Source organism: Pseudomonas oryzihabitans (assembly GCF_032027545.1).
Lineage (GTDB): Bacteria > Pseudomonadota > Gammaproteobacteria > Pseudomonadales > Pseudomonadaceae > Chryseomonas > Chryseomonas oryzihabitans_F.
Genome location: NZ_JAVSJB010000014.1, coordinates 1 through 23,135, shown reverse-complemented (window position 1 = coordinate 23,135; position 23,135 = coordinate 1). Strand labels below are relative to the sequence as shown.

At 65.5% G+C, this 23,135-nt stretch carries 28 protein-coding genes; 27 read left to right on the top strand and 1 reads right to left on the bottom strand.

Going from position 1 to position 23,135, the window contains the following annotated elements:
• The 9 genes from RND78_RS19980 (at position 1) to RND78_RS19940 (ending at position 5,963) form a co-directional block, all read left to right on the top strand.
• Positions 1-186, top strand: a complete 186-nt coding sequence (locus tag RND78_RS19980; protein WP_007162406.1) for a Trm112 family protein — start codon at positions 1-3, stop codon at positions 184-186.
• A complete protein-coding gene (gene kdsB / locus RND78_RS19975; RefSeq protein WP_312731606.1) occupies positions 183-947 on the top strand; it encodes a 3-deoxy-manno-octulosonate cytidylyltransferase in 765 nt (254 codons plus the stop codon). The genes RND78_RS19980 and kdsB overlap by 4 nt, the downstream gene beginning before the upstream one ends.
• Positions 948-1,421: a low molecular weight protein-tyrosine-phosphatase gene (locus RND78_RS19970; RefSeq protein WP_312731603.1), complete on the top strand. Its 474-nt coding sequence runs from the start codon at positions 948-950 to the stop codon at positions 1,419-1,421.
• Entirely contained in the window at positions 1,411-2,433 is a 1,023-nt protein-coding gene (murB, locus tag RND78_RS19965; protein ID WP_312731601.1) for a UDP-N-acetylmuramate dehydrogenase, read from the top strand. The genes RND78_RS19970 and murB overlap by 11 nt, the downstream gene beginning before the upstream one ends.
• Positions 2,430-3,008: a ubiquinol-cytochrome c reductase iron-sulfur subunit gene (gene petA, locus RND78_RS19960; RefSeq protein ID WP_312731599.1), complete on the top strand. Its 579-nt coding sequence runs from the start codon at positions 2,430-2,432 to the stop codon at positions 3,006-3,008. The genes murB and petA overlap by 4 nt, the downstream gene beginning before the upstream one ends.
• Positions 3,005-4,198: a cytochrome bc complex cytochrome b subunit gene (locus RND78_RS19955; RefSeq protein WP_312731597.1), complete on the top strand. Its 1,194-nt coding sequence runs from the start codon at positions 3,005-3,007 to the stop codon at positions 4,196-4,198. The genes petA and RND78_RS19955 overlap by 4 nt, the downstream gene beginning before the upstream one ends.
• Entirely contained in the window at positions 4,195-4,860 is a 666-nt protein-coding gene (locus tag RND78_RS19950; RefSeq protein WP_312731595.1) for a cytochrome c1, read from the top strand. The genes RND78_RS19955 and RND78_RS19950 overlap by 4 nt, the downstream gene beginning before the upstream one ends.
• Before the next feature lie 72 nt (positions 4,861-4,932).
• Positions 4,933-5,547, top strand: a complete 615-nt coding sequence (locus RND78_RS19945) for a glutathione S-transferase N-terminal domain-containing protein (RefSeq protein WP_312731592.1) — start codon at positions 4,933-4,935, stop codon at positions 5,545-5,547.
• A gap of 11 nt (positions 5,548-5,558) precedes the next feature.
• Entirely contained in the window at positions 5,559-5,963 is a 405-nt protein-coding gene (locus RND78_RS19940) for a ClpXP protease specificity-enhancing factor (protein WP_312731589.1), read from the top strand.
• Positions 5,964-6,058: 95 nt separating this feature from the next.
• On the opposite strand, the gene suhB is transcribed toward RND78_RS19940, so the two are convergent.
• A complete protein-coding gene (gene suhB / locus RND78_RS19935; protein ID WP_312731587.1) occupies positions 6,059-6,874 on the bottom strand; it encodes an inositol-phosphate phosphatase in 816 nt (271 codons plus the stop codon).
• Positions 6,875-7,014: 140 nt separating this feature from the next.
• On the opposite strand from suhB, the gene trmJ reads away from it, so the two are divergent.
• From trmJ to der, 18 genes are all read left to right on the top strand, one after another.
• Positions 7,015-7,803: a tRNA (cytosine(32)/uridine(32)-2'-O)-methyltransferase TrmJ gene (trmJ, locus tag RND78_RS19930; RefSeq protein WP_312731584.1), complete on the top strand. Its 789-nt coding sequence runs from the start codon at positions 7,015-7,017 to the stop codon at positions 7,801-7,803.
• 83 nt (positions 7,804-7,886) lie between these two features.
• Entirely contained in the window at positions 7,887-8,384 is a 498-nt protein-coding gene (gene iscR, locus RND78_RS19925; protein ID WP_312731582.1) for a Fe-S cluster assembly transcriptional regulator IscR, read from the top strand.
• 31 nt (positions 8,385-8,415) lie between these two features.
• Positions 8,416-9,630, top strand: coding sequence for an IscS subfamily cysteine desulfurase (locus tag RND78_RS19920; protein WP_312731580.1), 1,215 nt, complete (start codon positions 8,416-8,418; stop codon positions 9,628-9,630).
• A gap of 28 nt (positions 9,631-9,658) precedes the next feature.
• Positions 9,659-10,045, top strand: a complete 387-nt coding sequence (iscU, locus tag RND78_RS19915; protein ID WP_007162419.1) for a Fe-S cluster assembly scaffold IscU — start codon at positions 9,659-9,661, stop codon at positions 10,043-10,045.
• 9 nt (positions 10,046-10,054) lie between these two features.
• On the top strand, positions 10,055-10,378 hold the full coding sequence (gene iscA, locus RND78_RS19910) for an iron-sulfur cluster assembly protein IscA (RefSeq protein ID WP_058759989.1): 324 nt from the start codon (positions 10,055-10,057) through the stop codon (positions 10,376-10,378).
• An 8-nt stretch (positions 10,379-10,386) separates the two neighbouring features.
• On the top strand, positions 10,387-10,908 hold the full coding sequence (gene hscB / locus RND78_RS19905; protein WP_312731577.1) for a co-chaperone HscB: 522 nt from the start codon (positions 10,387-10,389) through the stop codon (positions 10,906-10,908).
• Between the two features lie 45 nt (positions 10,909-10,953).
• Positions 10,954-12,813 carry a Fe-S protein assembly chaperone HscA gene (gene hscA, locus RND78_RS19900; protein ID WP_312731575.1) on the top strand — a complete coding sequence of 620 codons (1,860 nt, stop codon included), beginning with the start codon at positions 10,954-10,956 and terminating at the stop codon, positions 12,811-12,813.
• A gap of 7 nt (positions 12,814-12,820) precedes the next feature.
• A complete protein-coding gene (fdx, locus tag RND78_RS19895; RefSeq protein WP_007162423.1) occupies positions 12,821-13,159 on the top strand; it encodes an ISC system 2Fe-2S type ferredoxin in 339 nt (112 codons plus the stop codon).
• A gap of 10 nt (positions 13,160-13,169) precedes the next feature.
• Positions 13,170-13,370: a Fe-S cluster assembly protein IscX gene (gene iscX / locus RND78_RS19890; protein WP_312731572.1), complete on the top strand. Its 201-nt coding sequence runs from the start codon at positions 13,170-13,172 to the stop codon at positions 13,368-13,370.
• A 91-nt stretch (positions 13,371-13,461) separates the two neighbouring features.
• On the top strand, positions 13,462-13,893 hold the full coding sequence (gene ndk / locus RND78_RS19885; RefSeq protein WP_059232310.1) for a nucleoside-diphosphate kinase: 432 nt from the start codon (positions 13,462-13,464) through the stop codon (positions 13,891-13,893).
• A 93-nt stretch (positions 13,894-13,986) separates the two neighbouring features.
• On the top strand, positions 13,987-15,126 hold the full coding sequence (gene rlmN / locus RND78_RS19880; protein ID WP_059232311.1) for a 23S rRNA (adenine(2503)-C(2))-methyltransferase RlmN: 1,140 nt from the start codon (positions 13,987-13,989) through the stop codon (positions 15,124-15,126).
• Positions 15,127-15,136: 10 nt separating this feature from the next.
• Positions 15,137-15,907, top strand: coding sequence for a type IV pilus biogenesis/stability protein PilW (gene pilW, locus RND78_RS19875; RefSeq protein WP_312731565.1), 771 nt, complete (start codon positions 15,137-15,139; stop codon positions 15,905-15,907).
• Positions 15,904-16,884 carry a helix-turn-helix domain-containing protein gene (locus RND78_RS19870; RefSeq protein ID WP_312731564.1) on the top strand — a complete coding sequence of 327 codons (981 nt, stop codon included), beginning with the start codon at positions 15,904-15,906 and terminating at the stop codon, positions 16,882-16,884. Before pilW ends, RND78_RS19870 begins: the two co-directional genes overlap by 4 nt.
• 27 nt (positions 16,885-16,911) lie before the next feature.
• The gene (gene ispG, locus RND78_RS19865) at positions 16,912-18,024 is read left to right on the top strand and encodes a flavodoxin-dependent (E)-4-hydroxy-3-methylbut-2-enyl-diphosphate synthase (RefSeq protein WP_295461998.1); all 1,113 of its coding nucleotides are present in this window, start codon (positions 16,912-16,914) and stop codon (positions 18,022-18,024) included.
• Between the two features lie 24 nt (positions 18,025-18,048).
• Positions 18,049-19,356 carry a histidine--tRNA ligase gene (hisS, locus tag RND78_RS19860; RefSeq protein WP_312731563.1) on the top strand — a complete coding sequence of 436 codons (1,308 nt, stop codon included), beginning with the start codon at positions 18,049-18,051 and terminating at the stop codon, positions 19,354-19,356.
• An 11-nt stretch (positions 19,357-19,367) separates the two neighbouring features.
• Positions 19,368-20,009 (top strand): tetratricopeptide repeat protein, encoded by a 642-nt coding sequence (locus RND78_RS19855; RefSeq protein WP_059232316.1) that lies wholly within the window; start codon positions 19,368-19,370, stop codon positions 20,007-20,009.
• Positions 20,009-21,151, top strand: a complete 1,143-nt coding sequence (gene bamB / locus RND78_RS19850; RefSeq protein WP_312731560.1) for an outer membrane protein assembly factor BamB — start codon at positions 20,009-20,011, stop codon at positions 21,149-21,151. Before RND78_RS19855 ends, bamB begins: the two co-directional genes overlap by 1 nt.
• 78 nt (positions 21,152-21,229) lie before the next feature.
• A complete protein-coding gene (gene der, locus RND78_RS19845; RefSeq protein WP_312731558.1) occupies positions 21,230-22,717 on the top strand; it encodes a ribosome biogenesis GTPase Der in 1,488 nt (495 codons plus the stop codon).
• Positions 22,718-23,135: the final 418 nt, after the last annotated feature.

The window sequence follows — 23,135 nt, the reverse complement described above, 5'->3', positions numbered from 1 at the left end:
ATGGACCTCAAGCTGCTGGACATCCTCGCCTGCCCCCTGACCAAGAGCCCGCTGATCCTGAGCGACGACAAGACCGAGCTCATCAGCAAGGCCGCCGGCCTGGCCTTCCCGATTCGTGACGGCATCCCAGTGATGCTGGAAAGCGAGGCGCGCATCATCACCACGGACGAGCGTCTGGATAAATGAGCACCGCCTTCACCGTCGTCATCCCGGCGCGGCTCGCCAGCACCCGGCTGCCCAACAAGCCGCTGCTCGACATCGCCGGCAAGCCGATGATCCAGCACGTCTGGGAGCAGGCCCGGCGCAGTGGTGCCGAGCAGGTGGTGGTAGCCACCGACCACGACGACATCCTGCGCGCCTGTGAAGGCTTCGGCGCCCGAGTGCTGCTGACCCGGCCCGACCATGCCTCGGGCACGGATCGCCTGGCCGAGGTGGCCGAGTTGCTCGGCCTGGCCGACGACGCCCTGGTGGTCAACGTCCAGGGCGACGAGCCGCTGATTCCCCCGGCGGTGATCGACCAGGTGGCGGGCAATCTCGCCGCCCATCCCGAGGCGGGCGTGGCCACCCTGGCCGAGCCCATCCACGACGTCGACAGCCTGTTCAATCCCAATGTGGTCAAGGTGAGCACCGACGTGAACGGCCTGGCGCTGACCTTCAGCCGGGCGCCGCTGCCCTGGGCACGTAGCGCCTTCGCCGGCGACCGCACGCAACTGCCTGCCGGCTTTCCCTATCGTCGCCATATCGGCATCTATGCCTATCGCGCCGGCTTCCTCGCCGATTTCGTCGGCTGGGGCCCCTGCGCCCTGGAAGAGACGGAAGCCCTGGAGCAACTGCGCGCCCTCTGGCATGCCGTGCGCATCCACGTCGCCGATGCCCTGGAAGCGCCCCAGGCCGGGGTGGATACCCTGGAAGATCTCGAGCGCGTCCGCCGCCTGCTGGGAGCCTAGATGAGCCTGCGCATCCTCTTCGTCTGCATGGGCAACATCTGCCGCTCGCCGACCGCCGAAGGCATCCTGAGATCCAAGCTGGAAGCCGCCGGCCTGGCCGCAGCGGTGGAGCTTGATTCGGCTGGAACCGGCGACTGGCACCGCGGCAAGGCGCCGGATTCCCGCGCCATCGAGGCGGCCGCCAGTCGCGGTTACGATATCAGCGGCCTACGCGCGCGCCAGGTGACCGTCGAGGACTTCCAACGCTTCGACCTGATCCTGGCCATGGACCACGACAACCTCGCCTGGCTGGAGCAACTGCGCCCCGAGGGCGGCAAGGTGCCCGAGCTGTTCCTGGCTCGCCAGGGCCTGGCGGTGGACGAGGTTCCCGATCCCTATTACGGCGGCGCGGCCGGTTTCGAACGGGTGCTCGACCTGCTCGAAAGCGCCTGCGACGGTCTGGTTGCCGAGGTCGCTGCCCGTCATGGTCGCTGAGGTGCAACAGGGCGTCCCGCTGCAGGGACTCAATACCTTCGGCCTGGTGGCCGAAGCGGATGGGTATCTGGAAGCCGCGAGCGATGCCGATGTATTCGAGGCCCTGGCGTTGGCCCGCGATCAGGGCGTGCCGTTACGGGTACTGGGTGGCGGCAGCAACCTGGTCCTGCCCGAACGGGTCGAGGGCCTGGTGCTGCGGCTGACCTCGCGCGGTATTCGCCTGCTGGCGGAGGAGGGCGATGCCCTGCTGGTGGAAGCCGAAGCCGGCGAAGCCTGGCACCCCTTCGTCATGACCACCCTGGCCAACGGCTGGTACGGGCTGGAAAACCTCAGTCTCATCCCGGGGACCGTGGGCGCCTCGCCGATCCAGAACATCGGCGCCTATGGCGTCGAACTCAAGGATCGCTGCGCCGGCGTCACGGCACTCGACCGCCACAGCGGCGAAATCCATGACCTGGCGCCGGACGCCTGCGCCTTCGCCTATCGTGAAAGCCGCTTCAAGGCTGAAGCCGGACGCTGGATCGTGCTGCGCGTGCGCTTCCACCTGAGCCGCCAGCCACAGCTGGTGCTGGACTACGGTCCGGTGCGCCAGGCGCTGGCCGAAGCCGGGGTCGCGCAGCCCACGCCGGAAGCCGTCAGTGCTGCGATTTGCAGCATCCGCCGCAGCAAGCTGCCCGACCCGGCGGTGTTGGGCAATGCCGGCAGCTTCTTCAAGAATCCGGTGGTGAGCGCGGCGACTGCCGCCGTCCTCAAGGAAGACCATCCGACGCTGCCGACCTATCCCCAGGCCGATGGCACGGTCAAGCTGGCCGCCGGCTGGCTGATCGACCAGGCTGGCTGGCGCGGCCATCGCGACGGTGCCGTTGGGGTACATGCCGCCCAGGCGCTGGTGCTGGTCAACTTTGGCGGCGCCAGCAGCCGTGACGTCCTGGCCCTGGCCGAGCGCATCCGCGCCTCGGTCCGCGAGCGCTTCGGCGTGACGCTGGAAATGGAGCCGGGAAGCCTGACGTGACCGACGACTCGCCCGATGCCCAGCGTCGCCGCCTGCTGATCGCCACCACCTCCGCTGTCGGCGGCCTGGGCCTGGTGGCGGGCAGCGTGCCCTTCGTCTGCGCCCTGCGGCCCGGTCGGTCGGCGGAGGTGGCGGCGGCTCCGGTCGAGGTGGATATCAGGACGCTGGGCGAAGGCGAGCAGCTCACGGTGCAGTGGCGCGGCCAGCCGGTCTGCGTCCTGCGCCGTAGTGCGACGGATCAGGCGCGACTGTTGGCCGACCAGGCCAACCTCGCCGACCCGGACTCCAGGGAATCCAGCCAGCCGCTCTATGTCGACCCCCGCCTGCGCTCGCGGCGTCCGGACATCTTCGTGGTCACCGCCATCTGTACCCACCTCGGCTGCATCCCCTCCCTGGCGCCGAGCGCGGCGAATCAGGACGGCGGCTATCTATGCCCCTGCCATGGCTCCCACTTCGATCTGGCGGGCCGGGTCTATCGCGACCAGCCAGCACCACTGAACCTGGCCGTGCCGCCCTATCATTTCCGCGGCGACAGCCTGCTGGTGATCGGCAGCGACGAGGAGGGAGCGGCATGAAGGACAACGAGCGTGGCTGGCTGGAGCGACGCCTGCCGCTAGGCGCCTTCTGGCGCCGGCATATCAGCGACTATCGCGTGCCGCGCAACCTCAACGTCTTCTATCTATTCGGTGCGCTGCTAGTCTTCATCCTGGCGCTGCAGGTGCTGACCGGGCTCTGGCTGCTGTTCGGCTACGAACCGACGGTGCGGGGCGCCTTCGCCTCGGTCCAGCTGTTCATGCGCGAGGTACCCTTCGGCTGGCTGATCCGCTACCTGCACGCGGTAGGCGCCTCGGCGCTGTTCGTCTGCCTCTATCTGCACCTGCTGCGCGGCCTGCTGTACGGCTCCTATCGTGCCCCGCGCGAGCTGGTCTGGACCTTCGGCGTGCTGCTCTACGTCCTGCTGCTGGCCCAGGCCTTCTTCGGTTACTTGCTGCCCTGGGGGCAACTATCCTATTGGGGAGCCCAGGTGTCCCTGAGCGCGGTCGAGGCGGTGCCGCTGATAGGTTCGAGCCTGGCCGATTTGTTGCGGGGCGGGGTGGTGCTATCCGATGCCAGCTTGCGCCGCTTCCAGGCCCTGCATGTGGTGGGGCTACCGCTGCTGATTCTGACCTTGGTGACGTTGCACATCGTCGCCCTGCGCCAGACCGGCTCGAACAACCCCGAGGGTGACGAGCGCGACCTGCGTGGTGCGGCTGGGGTGCCTTTCCATCCCTACCTGACCCTCAAGGATCTCTGCGGGCTGGCGATCTTCCTGCTGGTCTTCCTCGGCGTGGTGCTGCTGGCGCCGGAGCTGGGCGGCCTGGTGCTGGAACCGGCCAACCAGCAGCCGGCCGATCCGCTGGTCACCCCCAGCCATATCGCCCCGCCCTGGTATTTGGCACCCTTCTATGCGTTGCTGCGGGCGGTGCCGAGCAAGGCCGGTGGTCTCGGCCTGGCGGCCCTGGCCATCGCCCTGCTGTTCGTGCTGCCCTGGCTGGATCGCAGTCCGGTGCGCTCGGTCCGCCACAAGGCCTGGCCGGCGCGGCTGGGGTTGTATGCCGGCTGCCTGGCCTTCGCCGCGTTGGGCGTGCTGGGCATAGTGGCGATCACCGACGGGCGCCTGTTGCTGGCGCGCCTGGCCGCTGGATTCTACTTCGCCAGTCTGCTGGGCATGCCCTGGTACAGCCGTCTGGGGCGTGCTCGACCGCTGGTGGAGCAAACGCCATGAGGTACCTGTTGCTGAGCCTGCTGCTGCTGTGCACCGGTCTGGCCGGCGCTGCCGAACCGGGCGATCCACGCGCGGGCGCCATCACCTTTGGCCGCTACTGCCTCGCCTGCCACGGCCAGGAGTACCAGCGTTTCGACCGCGTCGCCGCCGATCTCCACCTCGACCTCGCCAGCTGGGCGCCTGGCCGCACCGCCAGTGCGCCCATGCTCGGCCTGCTCAAGCCCGAAGACGCCCGCCGCGCCTTCGGCAGCGTGCCGCCCGATCTCACCCTCATCGCTGTCGTGCGGGGCGAGGCCTGGCTGCGTGCCTTCCTGCAGGAGTTCTATGTGGCGCCGGATCGCCCGCTCGGAGTCGATAACCTCGCGGCGCCCGGTACCCGCATGCCCGACGTCCTGGCCGCCCTGCGCGGTCGGCAACTGCGCGACTGCAACGACGGGCGTTGCGTGCTACGCCTGGAATCCGGCAGCGGCGCCCAGACGCCCGAGCAATTCGCCCGCACGGTCGAGGATCTGGTCGCCTACCTGGGCTATTCGGCCGCGCCGGAACGTGCCCTGGCCTGGCGTCTCGCCCCCTGGGTGCTGGGCTATCTGGTGCTGTTCGCCATCCTGGCCTTCTGGCTCAAGCGCCAATTCTGGCGGCGATTGCCCGACAGTGAGCGATGAGACTAGGTGGCAGGCGGCAAGGTGCGAGATAATCCCGCCTTTACAGCTTCGCCCCCAACGGGGGAGGGACCCATGGGCGCCATAACCCGCCTGACCTGTTTCCACGATCCTGAGGATCACTACAGCCACCGGATCCGTCTGATCCTGGCGGAGAAGAACGTCGAGTGCGAGCTGGTCGCCGTACGCCGTGGCGAGTGCCCGCGGCAACTGGCCGAGCACAATCCCTATGGCACCGTGCCGACGTTGATGGATCGCGATCTGGTGCTCTATGGCACCGAGGTGCTCATGGAGTACCTGGAGGAACGCTATCCGCATCCGCCGCTGTTGCCGGCCTACCCAGTGACGCGCGGCAAGTCCCGGCTGCTGATGCACCGCATCGGCCGTGACTGGTGTACCCTGGCGGACGCCATCCTGCAGGCGGCGCCCGGTGCCGACCTCGCCGTCAAGCGCAAGGAGTTGCGCGAGAGCCTGACCGGCGTGGCGCCGATCTTTGCGGAAACCCCCTTCTTCCTGAGCGACGACTTTTCCCTGGTGGACTGTTGCCTGCTCCCCCTCCTGTGGCGACTGCCGCGCCTGGGCATCGAACTGTCCCGGGCGGCCAAGCCGCTGCAGGACTACATGGATCGTATGTTCGTCCGCGACAGTTTCCGATCCAGCCTTTCGGTCACCGAGCGTGAGATGCGCTAGAGGAGAACCCCATGAATTCCAGTCGCCCTTACCTGGTCCGCGCGCTCTATGAGTGGATCGTGGACAACGACTGCACGCCCCACCTGCTGGTCAACGCCGAGTACGCCGAAGTGCGCGTGCCGCCGGGCTATGCCAACGACGGCCAGATCGTACTCAACGCCTCGCCCAGTGCCGTGCGCGACCTGCACATGGACAACGAAGCCGTGAGCTTCAACGGCCGTTTCGGCGGTGTGGCCTACAACCTCTACATTCCCGTGGGCGCCATCCTCGCCATCTATGCCCGGGAGAACGGCCAGGGCATGGTCTTCGACAGCGAGCCCACGCCGCCTGATGACCAGGGGCCGGACAATGGTGGCAACAAGCCCGAGGCACCCAAGCCCACGCCAGCCCGACCGAGCTTGAAAGTGGTCAAGTAAAGCTGACCGACACCTGCTGCAGAGACTTCTGCAGCAGGCAAGAAAAAGCCCCTGTCGGCGCTGCCGACAGGGGCTTTTCTGTGACCGCTACGGACTCAGCGCTTGAGCGAAGCCGGCAGATGCGGCTGGATCTGAGTCAGCAGGCCGCGGAAGCACTTGGGATTGCCGGCGACGATGTGGCCCTTCTCGAGGAAGTCGTGACCACCGTTGAAGTCACCGATCAGGCCACCGGCTTCCTGCACCAGCAGGGCGCCCGCGGCCATGTCCCATTCCGACAGCCCCATTTCCCAGAAGGCGTCGAAACGACCGGCGGCGACATAGGCCAGGTCCAGGGCGGCGGAACCGGCACGGCGAATGCCGGCGGTCTGGCCGATCAGGCTGCGGAACATGCCCAGGTAGTTGTCCAGGTGGTCGACGTCATTGGCGCGGAAGGGGAAGCCGGTACCCAGCAGGGCGCCTTCCAGGCTACGACGATTGGTGACGCGAATGCGGCGACCGTTCAGCGCGGCACCGCGGCCACGGCTGGCGGTGAATTCTTCCTGGCGTACCGGGTCCAGGACCACGGCGTGCTCCAGGCGACCCTTGTACTTGCAGGCGATGCTCACCGAGAAGTGCGGGACGCCACGAAGGAAGTTGGTGGTGCCGTCCAGGGGGTCGACTACCCAGACGTAGTCGGCGCCTTCGCCTTCGCCAGGCAGATAGCCGGACTCCTCACCGAGGAAGCCATGGGTGGGGTAGGCCTTGCGCAGGGTGGCCAGGATGGTCTGCTCGGCGGCGCGATCCACTTCGGAGACGAAGTCGTTGGCGCCTTTTTCGTCGACGGCGATCACGTCCAGGCGCTCAATAGAACGGAAAATCAATTCACCGGCGCTGCGGGCCGCGCGCAGTGCGATGTTCAGCATGGGCTGCATGGATAGATCACCTGGGTTGTATAAGGAAAGCCGGCAATGATAGCAGACTTCGTGGCGCGGGAAGGGGTATTCGTAGCATGCGGGCGCAGGTGGGCGTAGTATACGGCGCCGATTTCCCGCGTCCGCTCGAGGATAGCCACGTGCTGAACAACATCCGCGTCGTCCTGGTCAACACCAGCCATCCCGGCAACATCGGCGGCGCCGCCCGGGCGATGAAGAACATGGGCCTGTCGCGCCTCTATCTGGTCGAGCCCGAGGATTTCCCCAGCGGCGAGGCCAATGCCCGCGCCTCCGGCGCCAATGACGTGCTCGATGCCGCCATCGTCGTCGACACCCTGGAGGAAGCCCTGACCGGCTGCAGCCTGGTACTGGGTACCAGTGCCCGGGATCGTCGCATTCCCTGGCCGCTGCTCGATCCGCGTGAGTGCGCCACTACCTCCCTGGCCCAGGTGGAGCAGGGCGGCGAGGTGGCCCTGGTGTTCGGTCGCGAATACGCCGGCCTCACCAACGAAGAGCTGCAGCGCTGCCACTACCATGTGCACATCCCCTCGGACCCGGCCTTCGGTTCGCTCAACCTCGCCGCCGCGGTCCAGGTGCTGGTGTACGAGGTGCGCATGGCCTGGCTTGCCGCGCAGAACCAGCCGACCAAGATGAACAAGGTCGAAGCCACCGCCATGCTCAATACCCAGCCGGTGACGGTGGAGGAGCTGGAACTCTATTACGACCACCTGGAGCAGACCCTGGTGGAGATCGGCTTCCTCGATCCAGCCAAGCCACGTCACCTGATGAGTCGCCTGCGCCGACTCTACGGCCGTGCCGGCATCAGCAAGCTGGAGATGAACATCCTGCGCGGCATCCTCACCGAAACCCAGAAGGCCGCCCGTGGCGAATCCCACCCGCGGACTATCCCCCCGATAGATAATGCCTGAGTGATTTGGTCGGTTTTAAAGTTGACCTTTTTGGTCGGGAATCCGATAATCGGGTTATCCGATGCAACCCGCTCGAGTTCGTCATGAGACTGACCACCAAAGGCCGCTATGCCGTCACCGCCATGCTCGACCTGGCGCTGCATGCCCAACGGGGCCCGGTGTCGCTGGCCGACATTTCCGAGCGGCAGGGCATCTCGCTGTCCTATCTGGAACAGCTGTTCGCCCGGCTGCGCCGTGGTTCGCTGGTCAACAGCGTACGCGGCCCGGGCGGTGGCTATCAGCTGGCGCGCGACATGGGCGGTATCCATGTGGCCCAGGTTATCGATGCCGTCAACGAATCCGTGGATGCCACGCGCTGCCAGGGCAGCGGTGGCTGTCACCAGGGCGATACCTGCCTGACTCACCATCTGTGGTGCGATCTGAGCGATCAGATCCACACCTTTCTCAGTGGCATCACCCTGGCCGACCTGGTCGCCCGCAACGAGATCCAGCAGGTTGCCAAGCGTCAGGACAACAAGGCCTGTGCCAGCAAGCAATCGCCCTTGGCGGTCGAAAAAATCGAAGCGTCCACCATCGACTGAGCAGAGACGCCCGTCTGATTAGGAGTAACCGATGAAATTGCCGATCTACCTAGACTATTCCGCTACCACGCCCGTCGATCCGCGCGTCGCTCAGAAAATGAGCGAGTGCCTGCTGGTGGACGGCAACTTTGGCAACCCCGCATCGCGCTCCCACCTGTTCGGCTGGAAGGCCGAGGAAGCCGTGGAAAACGCCCGTCGCCAGGTGGCCGAGCTGGTCAATGCCGACCCGCGCGAGATCGTCTGGACTTCCGGTGCCACCGAGTCCGACAACCTGGCCATCAAGGGCGCCGCGCACTTCTATCAGAACAAGGGCAAGCACCTCATCACCTCCAAGATCGAGCACAAGGCGGTGTTGGATACCACCCGTCAGCTCGAGCGTGAAGGCTTCGAGGTGACCTATCTCGAACCCGGCGAAGATGGCCTGGTGACGCCTGAGATGGTCGAGGCCGCCCTGCGTGAAGACACCATCCTGGTGTCCATCATGCACGTCAACAACGAGATCGGCACCGTCAACGACATCGCCGCCATCGGTGAGCTGACCCGCTCCCGCGGCGTGCTCTTCCACGTCGACGCGGCCCAGTCCACCGGCAAGGTCGAGATCGATCTGGAAAAGCTCAAGGTCGACATGATGTCCTTCTCGGCGCACAAGACCTACGGTCCCAAGGGTATCGGTGCCCTCTATGTGCGCCGCAAGCCGCGCGTCCGTATCGAGGCCCAGACCCACGGCGGTGGCCATGAGCGCGGCATGCGTTCCGGCACCCTGGCCACCCACCAGATCGTCGGCATGGGCGAGGCCTTCCGCATCGCCAAGGAAGAGATGGCCCAGGAAAATGCCCGTATCAAGGCTCTGAGCGATCGCTTCTACCGTCAGTTCGAAGGCCTCGAGGAGGTTTACCTGAACGGCAGCCTGATCCATCGGGTGCCGCACAACCTGAACCTGAGCTTCAACTACGTCGAAGGCGAGTCGCTGATCATGGCGCTCAAGGACCTGGCGGTCTCGTCCGGTTCGGCCTGTACCTCGGCGTCCCTGGAACCGTCCTACGTCCTGCGCGCCCTGGGCCGCAACGACGAGCTGGCGCATAGCTCCATTCGCTTCACCTTCGGCCGCTTCACCACCGAAGAAGACGTTGACTACGCCGCGAGCAAGGTCACCGAAGCCGTCAACAAATTGCGCGAATTGTCTCCGCTGTGGGACATGTTCAAAGAAGGCGTAGACCTGAGTCAGGTCGAGTGGCAAGCCCACTGACCCACCCCTGATGAGTGAGGATTGAACCATGGCATACAGTGAAAAGGTCATCGACCACTACGAAAATCCGCGCAACGTCGGCAAGTTCGACGCGGCCGATCCCGATGTCGGCACCGGCATGGTCGGCGCCCCGGCCTGCGGCGACGTGATGCGTCTGCAGATCAAGGTCAACGAGCAGGGCATCATCGAAGATGCCAAGTTCAAGACCTACGGCTGTGGCTCCGCCATCGCCTCCAGCTCCCTGGCCACCGAGTGGATGAAGGGCAAGAGCATCGAGGAAGCGGCGTCGATCAAGAACAGCATGATCGCCGAAGAACTGGCCCTGCCGCCGGTGAAGATCCACTGCTCGGTGCTCGCCGAAGACGCCATCAAGGCGGCCGTCAGCGACTACAAGCAGAAGAAAGGCCTGCTCTAAGGAGGAACCATGGCGATCAGCATGACCGAGTCCGCCGCCCGTCACGTGCAGCGTTCCATCGATGGGCGTGGCAAGGGTGCCGGCATCCGCCTGGGCGTTCGTACCACGGGCTGCTCGGGACTGGCCTACGTCCTCGAGTTCGTCGATGAACTCGCGGCCGAGGACCAGGTGTTCGAAAGCCATGGCGTCAAGGTCATCATCGACCCCAAGAGCCTGGTCTACCTGGACGGCACCGAGTTGGATTTCGTTCGTGAAGGCCTCAACGAGGGCTTCAAGTTCAACAATCCCAACGTGCGTGGCGAGTGTGGCTGCGGCGAAAGCTTCAACATCTGAGGCCAGCCATGGGTAAGCCCTGTCACTTCGCGCTGTTCGAAATCAAGCCCGCCTTCGAGATCGACCAGGCGGGCCTGTCTTCGCGCTATCGCGATCTGGCTCGTACCGTCCACCCGGATCGCTTCGCCGATGCGCCGGAGCGCGAGCGCCGCCAGGCGCTGGAGCGTTCGGCCGAGCTCAACGAGGCCTACCACGTGCTGCGGGCTCCCTCGCGCCGTGCGCGCTATCTGCTGGAGCTCGAAGGGCATGAGATGCCCCTCGAAGCGACCATCCAGGACGGCGACTTCCTCATGCAGCAGCTGCAATGGCGCGAAGAACTGGAAGAGCTGCAGGAGGCGGGCGACAGCGCCGGCATTCCCGCTTTCCGCCAGCGTCTCAAGGATGCCCAGCGCGACATCGAGCAGGCCTTCGCCGCGATCTGGCAGGACGCTGTCCAGCGCGAGCACGCCGAGCGCCTGGTCCGTCGCATGCAGTTCCTCGACAAGTTGGCCAGCGAGATCCGCCAGCTCGAAGAGCGTCTGGACGATTAATCACAGGTGTCGCCGAGGCACCGACAACCATAAGCCGACTAGCCAATGGCTCTATTGCAGATTGCCGAACCCGGGATGGCGCCTAAGCCGCATCAGCGCAAGCTGGCGGTAGGCATCGACCTGGGCACTACCAATTCCCTCGTGGCCGCCGTGCGCAGTGGCGTGGCCGAGACCCTGCCCGATCTGCAGGGTGAGGTGATCCTGCCGTCCGCCGTGCGCTACGCCGCCGGCGGCGTGGAAGTGGGCGCCGGCGCCAAGGCTGCCGCGGCCCAGGACCCTTTCAACACCATTCTGTCCGTCAAGCGCCTCATGGGGCGTGGCATCGCCGATGTCAAGCAGCTGGGTGAGCAGTTGCCCTATCGCTTCGTCGCCGGTGAATCGGAAATGCCCTTCATCGAGACCGCTGCGGGTCGCAAGAGCCCGGTGGAAGTCTCTGCCGACATCCTGCGCGTGTTGCGCGAGCGCGCCGAGGCCACCCTCGGTGGCGAGCTGGTCGGCGCCGTGATCACCGTGCCGGCCTATTTCGACGATGCCCAGCGCCAGGCCACCAAGGATGCCGCCCGTTTTGCGGGGCTGAACGTGCTGCGCCTGCTCAACGAACCCACCGCTGCCGCCGTGGCCTATGGCCTGGACCGGGGCGAGGAGGGCGTGGTCGCCATCTATGACCTGGGTGGCGGTACCTTCGACATCTCCATCCTGCGCCTGACCCGTGGCGTCTTCGAAGTCATGGCCACCGGTGGCGACAGCGCCCTGGGCGGTGACGACTTCGACCATGCCATCGCCAACTGGATCGTCCAGCAGGCCGGGCTGTCCAGTGACCTGGACCCGGGCACCCAGCGGCGCCTGCTGCAGAGCGCCTGTGCCGCCAAGGAAGCCCTGTCTGCCGCCGAGCGCGTCGAGGTCCGCCATGGCGACTGGTCGGGCGTGCTCGAGCGCAGCACCTTTCAGGAGCTCATCGCGCCCCTAGTCGCCCGTAGCCTCAAGGCCTGCCGTCGCGCCCTGCGCGATGCCGACGTGGAGCCGGCGGACATCGCCGCCGTGGTCATGGTCGGCGGTTCCACTCGCGTGCCCTATGTCCGTGAAGCGGTCGGCGAGCTGTTCGACTGCACCCCGCTCACCGACATCGACCCGGATCGCGTGGTCGCCATCGGCGCGGCCCTGCAGGCCGACTCCCTGGCCGGCAACCGGGCCGGCGAAGAGCTGTTGCTGCTGGACGTCATTCCGCTGTCCCTGGGGCTGGAAACCATGGGTGGCCTGATGGAGAAGATCATCCCGCGCAACACCACCATCCCGGTGGCGCGCGGCCAGGACTTCACCACCTATCGCGACGGCCAGACCGCCATGCTGGTGCATGTGCTGCAAGGCGAGCGCGAATTGGTCAAGGATGCCCGTTCCCTGGCCCGCTTCGAACTCCGCGGCTTCCCGCCCATGGTCGCCGGTGCCGCCAAGATTCGCGTGACCTTCCAGGTCGATGCCGACGGCCTGCTCGGCGTCAGCGCCCGCGAGCTGTCCAGTGGCGTGGAAGCCAGTGTGCAGGTCAAGCCGTCCTACGGCCTGACCGATGGCGAGATCGCCAACATGCTGCAGGATTCCTTTCGCCATGCCGGTGACGACATGCAGGCCCGCGCGCTACGCGAGCAGCAGGTCGAGGCCCGGCGGTTGGTCGAGGCGGTCACCGCCGCGCTGGCCGCCGATGGCGAGCGCCTGCTGGACGTCGAGGAGCGTCAGGTGATCGAGCTGGAAATCGGCCGGCTGGCCGAACTGCTGGAAGCCACCGACGTCCAGGCGCTCGAAGAGCAGACCAAGCGTCTTTCTCACGTGACCGATGCCTTCGCCGCCCGGCGGATGAACGCCTCGGTCAAGGCGGCCCTGGCGGGTCGCCGTCTCAACGATATCGAGGAGTAGTTCCATCATGCCGCAGATCACCCTGCTGCCCCACGCCGAACACTGCCCCGAGGGCGCGGTCTTCGAAGCCAGCGAAGGCGAGACCATCATCGCCGCCGCCCTGCGCAACGGCATCGACATCGAGCACGCCTGCGAGATGTCCTGTGCCTGCACCACCTGCCACGTGGTCATCCAGGAAGGCTTCGATTCGCTCGAACCTTCCGACGAACTCGAGGACGACATGCTGGACAAGGCCTGGGGCCTAGAAATGCGCTCGCGCCTGTCCTGCCAGGCGGTAGTGGGCAGCGAAGACCTGGTGGTGGAAATTCCACGTTACACCATCAATCAGGTTTCCGAAGGTCACTGAGGGTAGCGTCATGGCACTGAAATGGACCGATGTGCTGGATATCGCCATCGAACTCAATGACGCCCATCCCGACGTGGATCCGCGCTACGTGAATTTCGTCAATTTGCGCAACTGGGTGGTGGCCCTGCAAGACTTCGACGACGATCCCCTGCGCGGTGGCGAGAAGGTGCTGGAAGCCATCCAGGCCGCCTGGATCGAAGAATCCGCCTGACGCCTCGCCCGCACCGCGCTACGCTTTTCACCGGGACCCGCGTATAATCCGCGGGTTTCGTTTTTGCTTTATTCCCACATTCGGAGTTTACATGTCTGTTCAACGTACCCTGTCGATCATCAAGCCCGATGCCGTAGCCAAGAATGTCGTCGGTGAGATCGTCACCCGCTTCGAGAAGGCTGGCCTGCGCGTCGTCGCTGCCAAGATGGTCCAGCTGTCCGAGCGCGAAGCCGGTGGCTTCTACGCCGAACACAAAGAGCGTCCCTTCTTCAAGGACCTGGTCTCCTTCATGACCTCCGGTCCGGTCGTGGTTCAGGTGCTGGAAGGCGAGAACGCCATCGCCAAGAACCGTGAACTGATGGGCGCTACCGATCCCAAGAAGGCCGACGCCGGCACCATCCGCGCCGATTTCGCCGTCTCCATCGACGAGAACGCCGTTCACGGTTCGGATTCCGAAGCGTCCGCCGCTCGCGAGATCTCCTACTTCTTCGCAGCTACCGAAGTCTGCGAGCGCGTCCGCTAAGGATGAGCGCCGGCCAGGAAAGCGGCCAGTCCGCCTTCCTGGCACCGCCCGCGCCCTGCGCGGGTTCCAAACAGATTTCGTCGAGGTGATCCCATGACCACAGCCACCGATAAGGTCAATCTGCTGGGCCTGACCCAGCCGCAACTCGAGTCGTTCTTCGAGTCCATCGGGGAGAAGCGCTTTCGCGCCGGCCAGGTCATGAAGTGGATCCATCACTTCGGTATCGATGATTTCGACGCCATGAGCAACCTGGGCAAGGCGCTCAAGGAAAAGCTCAAGGCCGCCGCGGAGATCCGTGGCCCCGAGATCGTCAGCGAGGACATTTCCCGCGACGGTACCCGCAAGTGGGTGATCCGCGTCGCCTCCGGCAGCTGCGTCGAGACCGTCTACATCCCGCAGAACGGCCGCGGCACCCTGTGCGTGTCGTCCCAGGCCGGTTGCGCCCTGGACTGCAGCTTCTGCTCCACCGGCAAGCAGGGCTTCAACAGCAACCTCACCGCCGCCGAGGTGATCGGCCAGGTGTGGATCGCCAACAAGTCCTTCGGCACCGTACCGGCCAAGATCGACCGTGCCATCACCAACGTGGTGATGATGGGCATGGGCGAACCCCTGCTGAACTTCGACAACGTCGTCGCCGCCATGCGCATCATGATGGACGACCTCGGCTACGGCATCTCCAAGCGCAAGGTCACCCTGTCCACCTCGGGCGTGGTGCCGATGATCGAGGAGCTGGCCAAGCACATCGACGTCTCCCTGGCGCTGTCGCTGCACGCGCCCAACGACGAGCTGCGCAACGAGCTGGTGCCGATCAACCGCAAGTATCCGCTGGCCATGCTGCTGGATGCCTGCCAGAGATACATCGGCCAACTGGGCGAGAAGCGCGTCCTGACCATCGAGTACACCCTGCTCAAGGATGTCAACGACCTGCCCGAGCATGCGCACCAGATGATCGAGCTGCTGCGCAACGTGCCCTGCAAGATCAACCTGATTCCGTTCAATCCTTTCCCGCACTCCGGCTACGAGCGGCCGAGCAAGAACGCTACCCGCCGTTTCCAGGAGCTGCTGCAGCAGGCCGGCTTCAACGTCACCGTGCGCACCACCCGCGGTGATGACATCGACGCCGCTTGCGGGCAGCTGGTCGGGCAGGTCATGGACCGTACGCGGCGCAGCCAGCGCTACATCGCCGTCCGCCAGCTCGACGGTGCCGAAACCGTAACGCCGCTCCAGGGCTGAGGGCGCGACCATGGCGATCACGCGCTGTGCCATTGTCGCGCTCGCCCTGTTGGTCGGTGGCCTCGCCGGCTGCGTGACCGAGGGTGACCGCAATCCCATGGATACCCGCCAGGGACGGATGCAGGCGCGTGATGCCTACATCCAGCTCGGCCTCGGCTATGTCCAGGAGGGCAACACCGAGCAGGCCAAGGTGCCGCTGAAGAAAGCCCTGGAGCTGGATTCTTCGAGCGCCGAAGCCCACGCTGCCCTCGCGCTGGTCTTCCAGGCCCAGGGCGAAGCCAAGCTGGCGGACGAGGAATACCGGTTGGCCCTGCGCGAGCGCCCCCGCGATGCGCGTATCCTCAACAACTACGGCAGCTTCCTCTATGAGCAGGCCCGTTATAAGGATGCCTACGAACGCTTCACCCAGGCGGCCGAAGACACCCTCTATCCTGAGCGCGCCCGGGTCTTCGAGAATCTCGGCCTGACCGCCCTGCGACTCAATCAGATCGACTTGGGCAAGGAAAATCTGGAAAAATCCCTGCGCTTGGACCGTAACCAGCCCAGGGCCCTGTTCGAATTGGCTCAATTGGCCTATCAGTCGCGGGACTACGTGCCGTCCCGTAGCTATTACCAGGCCTTCAGCCAGCTCAGTCCCCAGGATGCCCGCAGCCTATTGCTCGGGATCCGCCTCGCCGAAGTGTTCAACGACCGCAACACCGCGGCGAGCTATGCCCTGCAGCTGAAGCGCCTGTACCCGAACTCACCTGAATATCGTCAACTTCAGTCGGAGCAGAAATGACCGCAGTGCAATCCGAAGCGGTACACGCCGGACGGGGCCACCCTGGTGAAATCCTGCGGCAAAAACGCGAGGAGCTTGGCTGGAGCCAGGCCCAGGTCGCCCAGAGTCTCAATCTGAGCGGACGTATCATCGAGCAACTCGAAGCCGGCAATTACCAGCAGATGCCGGGACATACCTTCACCCGGGGTTACATCAAGGCCTACGGCAAGCTGCTCGGCCTCGATCAGGTGGAGCTGGTGCGTGCCTTCGACGGCTATACCGGTACCGATGCCAAGGGCAGCACCGTGCACAGCCTGGGGCGGCTCGACGAGCCGGTGCGCTTGTCCCGTAACGTCCTGAGATTCGTCAGCTTCATCCTGGTGGTACTGATCATCGCCATGGGCCTGTTCTGGTGGCAGGAACGCAGTCGCCAGGCCTCCAGCAGCGGCGCAGTCAGCCTGGAACACGTGGAAGTGGAGGGCGCCGATGGCAAGACCGAGATCCACCCCATCGACGAGCCGGAAGAGCAGCCCCAGGCGCAAGCCCAGACGCCGGCCGCCAGCGTGCCTTCGCCCGTAGGGACCCCGGTGCCCGACGCCAGCACCGTGGCCTCCATGCCCGCGCCTACCGCCCCCCCTGCGTCCGCGACCCCGGCACCCGCCACGCCGGCGCCGAGCAGCGCGGCCCCGGCAACCGTGCCCGGCACGCCAGCGCCGAACGCCCCAGCGACCGCTCCCGTGGCTGGTGCCGACAGCCTGAACATCCGTTTCTCCGCCAACTGCTGGCTGCAGGTCAGCGACGGCACCGGCAAGATCCTCTTCAGTGGCATGAAGAAGGGCGGCGAGACCCTCGATTACGCCTCGATCAAGGCACCGGTCAATATCCGGCTCGGTTTCGCTCGCGGAGCCCAGATCACCTACAACGGTCAGATCGTCGACCTCGCGCCCTTCACCAAGGGCGAGACCGCCCGAATCAAACTCGGTCAGGCCGGACAATGACGTCCGGCGACCTCATGGGAAACCAGCATGCATAGCGAATCGCCCATCAAACGTCGGCCCTCCCGCAAGATCTGGGTCGGCTCGGTGCCGGTCGGCGGCGATGCCCCCATCGCCGTGCAGAGCATGACCAATACCGAAACCTGCGACGTCGACGCCACAGTGGCGCAGATCCAGCGCCTGCAGGATGCCGGTGCCGACATCGTGCGTGTCTCCGTGCCCGACATGGACGCCGCCGAAGCCTTCGGCCGCATCAAGCAGCGGGTCAGCCTGCCGCTGGTGGCCGATATCCACTTCGACTACAAGATCGCCCTGCGCGTGGCCGAGCTGGGCGTGGACTGCCTGCGCATCAACCCCGGCAACATCGGTCGCGAAGACCGGGTGAAGGCGGTGGTCGATGCGGCGCGCGAGCGTGGCATCCCGATCCGTATCGGCGTCAACGCCGGTTCGCTGGAAAAGGACCTGCAGAAGAAATATGGCGAGCCCACCCCGGAAGCCCTGGTGGAATCGGCCATGCGCCATGTCGATCACCTGGAGAAGCTGGACTACCCGGACTTCAAGGTGAGCGTAAAGGCCAGTGACGTCTTCATGGCCGTGGCCGCCTATCGCCAACTGGCGACGCGCATCGAGCAGCCGCTGCACCTGGGCATCACCGAAGCCGGCGGCCTGCGCTCGGGCACGGTAAAATCCGCCGTGGGCCTGGGCATGCTGCTGGCCGAGGGCATCGGTGACACCATCCGCATCTCCCTGGCGGCCGATCCGGTCGAGGAGATCAAGGTCGGTTTCGATATCCTCAAGTCCCTGCGCCTGCGTTCGCGTGGCATCAACTTCATCGCCTGCCCGAGCTGCTCGCGGCAGAACTTCGATGTGGTCAAGACCATGAACGAGCTGGAAGGGCGCCTGGAAGACTTGCTGGTACCCCTGGACGTCGCGGTGATCGGCTGCGTGGTCAACGGCCCCGGCGAAGCCAAGGAAGCCCACGTCGGCCTGACCGGGGGTACGCCGAACAACCTGGTGTACATCGACGGCAAGCCTGCGTCCAAGCTGAACAACGACAATCTGGTGGACGAGCTGGAAGGGCTCATCCGCCGCAAGGCGGCCGAAAAGGCCGCGGCGGATGCCGCGCTGATCGCGCGCAGCTGAAAGATCAAGGAATAAGGCCCTTTCGTGAGCAAGTCCCTGCAAGCCATCCGTGGCATGAACGATATCCTGCCGGAGCAGACTCCGGCCTGGCGCTACCTGGAGCGTACCTTCGCGACGTTGCTCGATGGCTACGGCTACCACGAGATCCGTCTGCCCATCATGGAGTTCACCGAACTCTTCGCCCGCGGCATCGGCGAGGGCACCGACGTGGTCGACAAGGAGATGTACACCTTCCTCGACCGCAACGAGGAATCCCTGACCCTGCGGCCCGAAGGTACCGCGGGTTGCGTGCGGGCGGTGCTGGAGCACGGCCTCACCGGCGGTGGCCAGGTGCAGAAGCTCTGGTACGCCGGACCGATGTTCCGCTATGAAAAGCCGCAGAAGGGCCGTTATCGCCAGTTCCACCAGATCGGCGTGGAGGTGTTCAACCTGCCCGGGCCGGACATCGACGCCGAGCTCATCGTGCTCACCGCGCGCCTGTGGCAGCGCCTGGGCCTGGCCGACGCCGTCACCCTGCAACTCAACAGCCTGGGCTCCAGTGCCGATCGCGCGCGCTATCGCGACGCCCTGGTGGCCTATCTGCAGGAGCGCTTCGAGCAGCTCGACGAAGACAGCCAGCGCCGCCTGACCACCAATCCTCTGCGCATCCTCGACAGCAAGAATGCCCAGACCCAGGCGCTGCTGCAGGAGGCGCCGACCCTGGCCGACTACCTGGACGACGACTCCCGCGCCCACTTCGACGGCCTAAAGGCCCGTCTGGACGCCGCCGGGATCCGCTACCAGATCAATCCCAAGCTGGTGCGTGGCCTGGATTACTATGGCCGCACCGTGTTCGAGTGGGTCACCGACAAGCTCGGCGCCCAGGGCACCGTCTGCGCCGGCGGCCGCTACGATGGCCTGATCACCCAGTTCGGTGGCAAGCCGACTCCCGGCGTCGGTTTCGCCATGGGCGTCGAGCGACTGGTGCTGCTGTTGGAAACCCTGGAGTGCCTGCCGGGCGACCTGCAGCGTCCCGCCGACCTGTACCTCTGTGCCTTCGGCGAGGCGGCCGAGCTGGCCGGCCTGCGCCTGGCCGAGCAACTGCGTGATGCCCGTCCCGACCTGCGCCTGTTGGTCAATGCCGGTGGCGGCAGCTTCAAGAGCCAGTTCAAGAAGGCCGACAAGAGCGGCGCGCTCTGGGCCATGATCCTCGGTGAGGACGAGCTGGCCGCGCAGCGCGTGGCGCTCAAGCCGTTGCGCGGCGAAGCGCCCCAGGAAACGGTGGATTTCGCGGCCCTGGCCGCACGTCTGGACGAGATTTTGCCCCCGGCCGGTACCGGTCGCGGGAATTGAGGAGAACGGATTTGAGTTCCATCGACGACGACAATCTGGTGGTCGCCAAGGCCTGGTGGCAGCGTAACGGCAAGCCGCTGGTGGCGGGTGGGGTCATCGCCCTGGTGGCGGTGCTCGGCTGGCAGGGTTGGCAGCGCTATCAGAACAACCAGGCGCAGGGCGCCTCGGTGCTCTATCAGCAGCTGGTTGAAGCGGCCCTGGCGCCCGGCGGCAAGGTCGACACTGCCCAGGTGACCGATACCTACGGCAAGCTCAAGCAGGATTATTCCGGTACCGCCTACGCCCAGTACGGCAGCCTCTTCGTCGCCAAGGTGGCGGTGGAGAACAACCGTCTGGACGATGCCGCCAACGAGCTGAAGGCGGTGGTGGACAAGCCCCACGACGCCGAACTCGGCGAGCTGGCGCGCCAGCGCCTGGCCCGGGTCCTCGCCGCCCAGGGCAAGGCCGAAGAAGGCCTGAAGCTGCTCGCCGGCGATGCGCCCAAGGCCTATGTCGCCAATCGCGAAGAACTGCGCGGTGACCTGCTGGTGGCGTTGAAGAAGCCCACCGAGGCCCGTGCGGCCTACGAAAAAGCCCGCGCTGCGTTGCCCAACGATGCAGCCGAAGGCGTGTTGCAGATGAAACTCGATGATCTCGCCAAAGGAGATGCCTGATGTTGCGCTGGAAGCCTATCGCGGTACTGGGTCTCGCCCTTGCGGTCGTCGGGTGCAGCAGCACTGGCAAGAAGGAATTGCCCCCGGCCGAACTGAAGGACTTCAAGGCGGAAGTCCGGCTGGATGAAGTCTGGAGTCGCTCCGTGGGTGACGGCCAGGGCAAGGAATACAACCGCCTGGTGCCGGCCGTGGACGGCCAGACCATCTTTGCCGCCGATGCCGATGGCCGAGTCATGGCGATGAATCGCGAGACCGGCGCGGTGCTGTGGAAGAAGGACCTGGACCTGCCGGTCTCCGGTGGGGTCGGGGTCGGTTCCGGCCTGGTGCTGGTCGGCACCCTGCGTGGCCAGGTGATCGCCCTCGACGCCGCCAGCGGTGACGAGAAGTGGCGCGCCCAGGCTTCCAGCGAGGTGCTGTCCGCCCCGGTCGTCAACAACGACGTGGTGGTGGTCCAGTCCCAGGACGACAAGTTGCAGGCCTTCGAACTGGGCAGCGGCACCCGTCGCTGGATCTACGAAGACACCCAGCCGGTGCTGAGCCTGCGCGGTACCGGTGCGCCCCTGGTGGCCAACCAGGTGGTCATGGCCGGCTTCGCCAGCGGCAAGGTGGTCGCCCTGGACGTCCAGCGTGGCCTGCCGTTGTGGGAACAGCAGATCGCCATACCCAAGGGCCGTTCCGAGCTGGAGCGCGTGGTGGATATCGACGGCGGCCTGTCGTTGTCCGGCGATACGCTCTACGTGGTCAGCTACAACGGTCGCGTGGCTGCGCTCAACCCGGCCAATGGCCAGGTACTCTGGCAGCGCGATGCCTCCAGCTACGACGGCGTGGCCGAAGGTTTTGGCAACGTCTACCTGAGCCTGGACAACGGCACCGTCGAGGCGGTCGAGGAATCCTCCACCTCCGCGCTGTGGACCAACGCCGATCTGGCGCGCCGCCAGCTCACCGGTCCGGTGGTCTGGTCGAGCAACGTGGTGGTGGGCGACTACGCCGGCTACATCCACTTGCTGAGCCAGGTCGATGGCCGTTTCGTCGGCCGCACCAAGGTCGATGGCGATGGCGTCCGGGTACGACCCCTGGTCGTCGGCGACATGCTCTACGTTTACGGCAATGGCGGTAAACTCGTCGCCTATCGCCTGCGCTAGAAACTATTATCCTCAACCGATGGCCGCTACCGGGAATTTCGGTAGCGGCCATCGTGTTTTCTGCTCTGGGAGAGCCGCATGGTTCCCGTAATTGCCCTGGTGGGGCGGCCGAACGTCGGCAAATCCACGCTTTTCAACCGCCTGACCAAAACCCGCGACGCCATCGTCGCCGACTTCGCCGGCCTGACTCGCGATCGCAAGTACGGCGAAGCCAAGTGGCAGGGACGGACCTATATCGTGGTCGACACCGGCGGTATCTCCGGTGACGAGGAAGGCATCGACCTGAAGATGGCCGAGCAGTCCCTACAGGCCATCGAAGAATCCGATGCGGTGCTGTTCCTGGTGGACTCCCGCGACGGCCTGACCGTCGCCGACCAGATGATTGCCGAGCACCTGCGCAAGAGAAACAAGCGCACCTTCCTGGTGGCCAACAAGGTCGACACCGTCGACCCCGACATCGCCCGGGCGGAATTCAGCCCGCTGGCCATCGGCGACGCCTATCCCATCGCCGCGGCCCATGGCCGCGGCGTGAACAACCTGCTGGAAGCCGCCCTAGGCGTCTTTCCCAAGGACGAGGTGGAGGTCGAGGAGCTCTCCGAGGAGGAGGTGCGGGCGGCTGCGGAAGAGGGCGGTGACGTCTTCCGCCGCGTGCAGGGCATCGACGAGACTACCGGGATCAAGATCGCCGTCATCGGTCGCCCCAACGTCGGCAAGTCGACCCTGGTCAACCGCATGCTCGGCGAGGAGCGGGTGATCGTCTTCGATCAGGCCGGTACCACGCGGGACAGCATCTACATCCCCTTCGAGCGCAACGAAGAGCGCTACACCCTGATCGACACCGCTGGTGTGCGCCGCCGCGGCAAGATCTTCGAGGCGGTCGAGAAGTTCTCGGTGGTCAAGACGCTGCAGGCGATCCAGGACGCCAACGTGGTGATCTTCGTCATGGACGCCCGCGAAGGGGTGGTCGAGCATGACCTCAACCTGCTTGGCTTCGTGCTGGAAACCGGCCGCGCCCTGGTGATCGCCCTCAACAAGTGGGACGGCATGGAGTCCGGCGAGCGCGACTACGTCAAGACCGAGCTGGAGCGCCGCCTGCTGTTCGTCGATTTCGCCGACATCCACTTCATCTCGGCGCTGCACGGCACCGGCGTGGGCCATCTGTACAAGTCGGTGCAGCAGTCCTTCGCCTCGGCCACCACCCGCTGGCCCACCAGTCGCCTGACCCAGATCCTCGAGGACGCGGTGCAGGAGCACCAGCCGCCGATGGTCAGCGGTCGCCGCATCAAGCTGAGATACGCCCACCTGGGCGGCGCCAATCCGCCGCTGATCGTCATCCACGGCAACCAGACCGATGCGGTGCCCAAGTCCTACACCCGCTACCTGGAGAAGACCTATCGCCGGGTGCTCAAGCTGGTGGGGACGCCGATCCGCATCGAGTACCGCGGGGGTGAAAACCCCTTTGAGGGCAAGAAGAACACCCTCACCGAACGCCAGGTGAACAAGAAGCGTCGCCTGATGAGCCACCACAAGAAGGCCGAGAAGAAGCGCAAGGACAAGCGGCGGTAAGCCGGCAGGGCATTGCGAAAGGAAGGGGGCTCAATAGCCCCTTTTTCTTTGGGCGTTCCGTTAGCATTCCCGTAGTGGATGCTCCAGTGGAAAAGGCTGTGCCGTTACCCTCACCCTGGCCCTCTGCCAAAGGGAGAGGGAATGTCTGGATGAGGGCATGTACCTGAGCCCATCTCGGAGGACACCCTTATCGCGGCTATGACGGTGCGCTGATGCTACAAGATGCACTGAGCTACCCCCTCTCCCTGGGGGAGAGGGTTGGGGTGAGGGCGTCCCTGCGGATTCATAAGTGGAAAAGGCTGCGCCGTTTTCCACGCTACGAGGTTAGCCTTATCAAGGCCATGGCGGTCCGGCGCATACGGAGCGCCGAGGTTCTGCAGATCGCGGCCAAGGGCCGCTGCTGCCGGATGCGATCTTC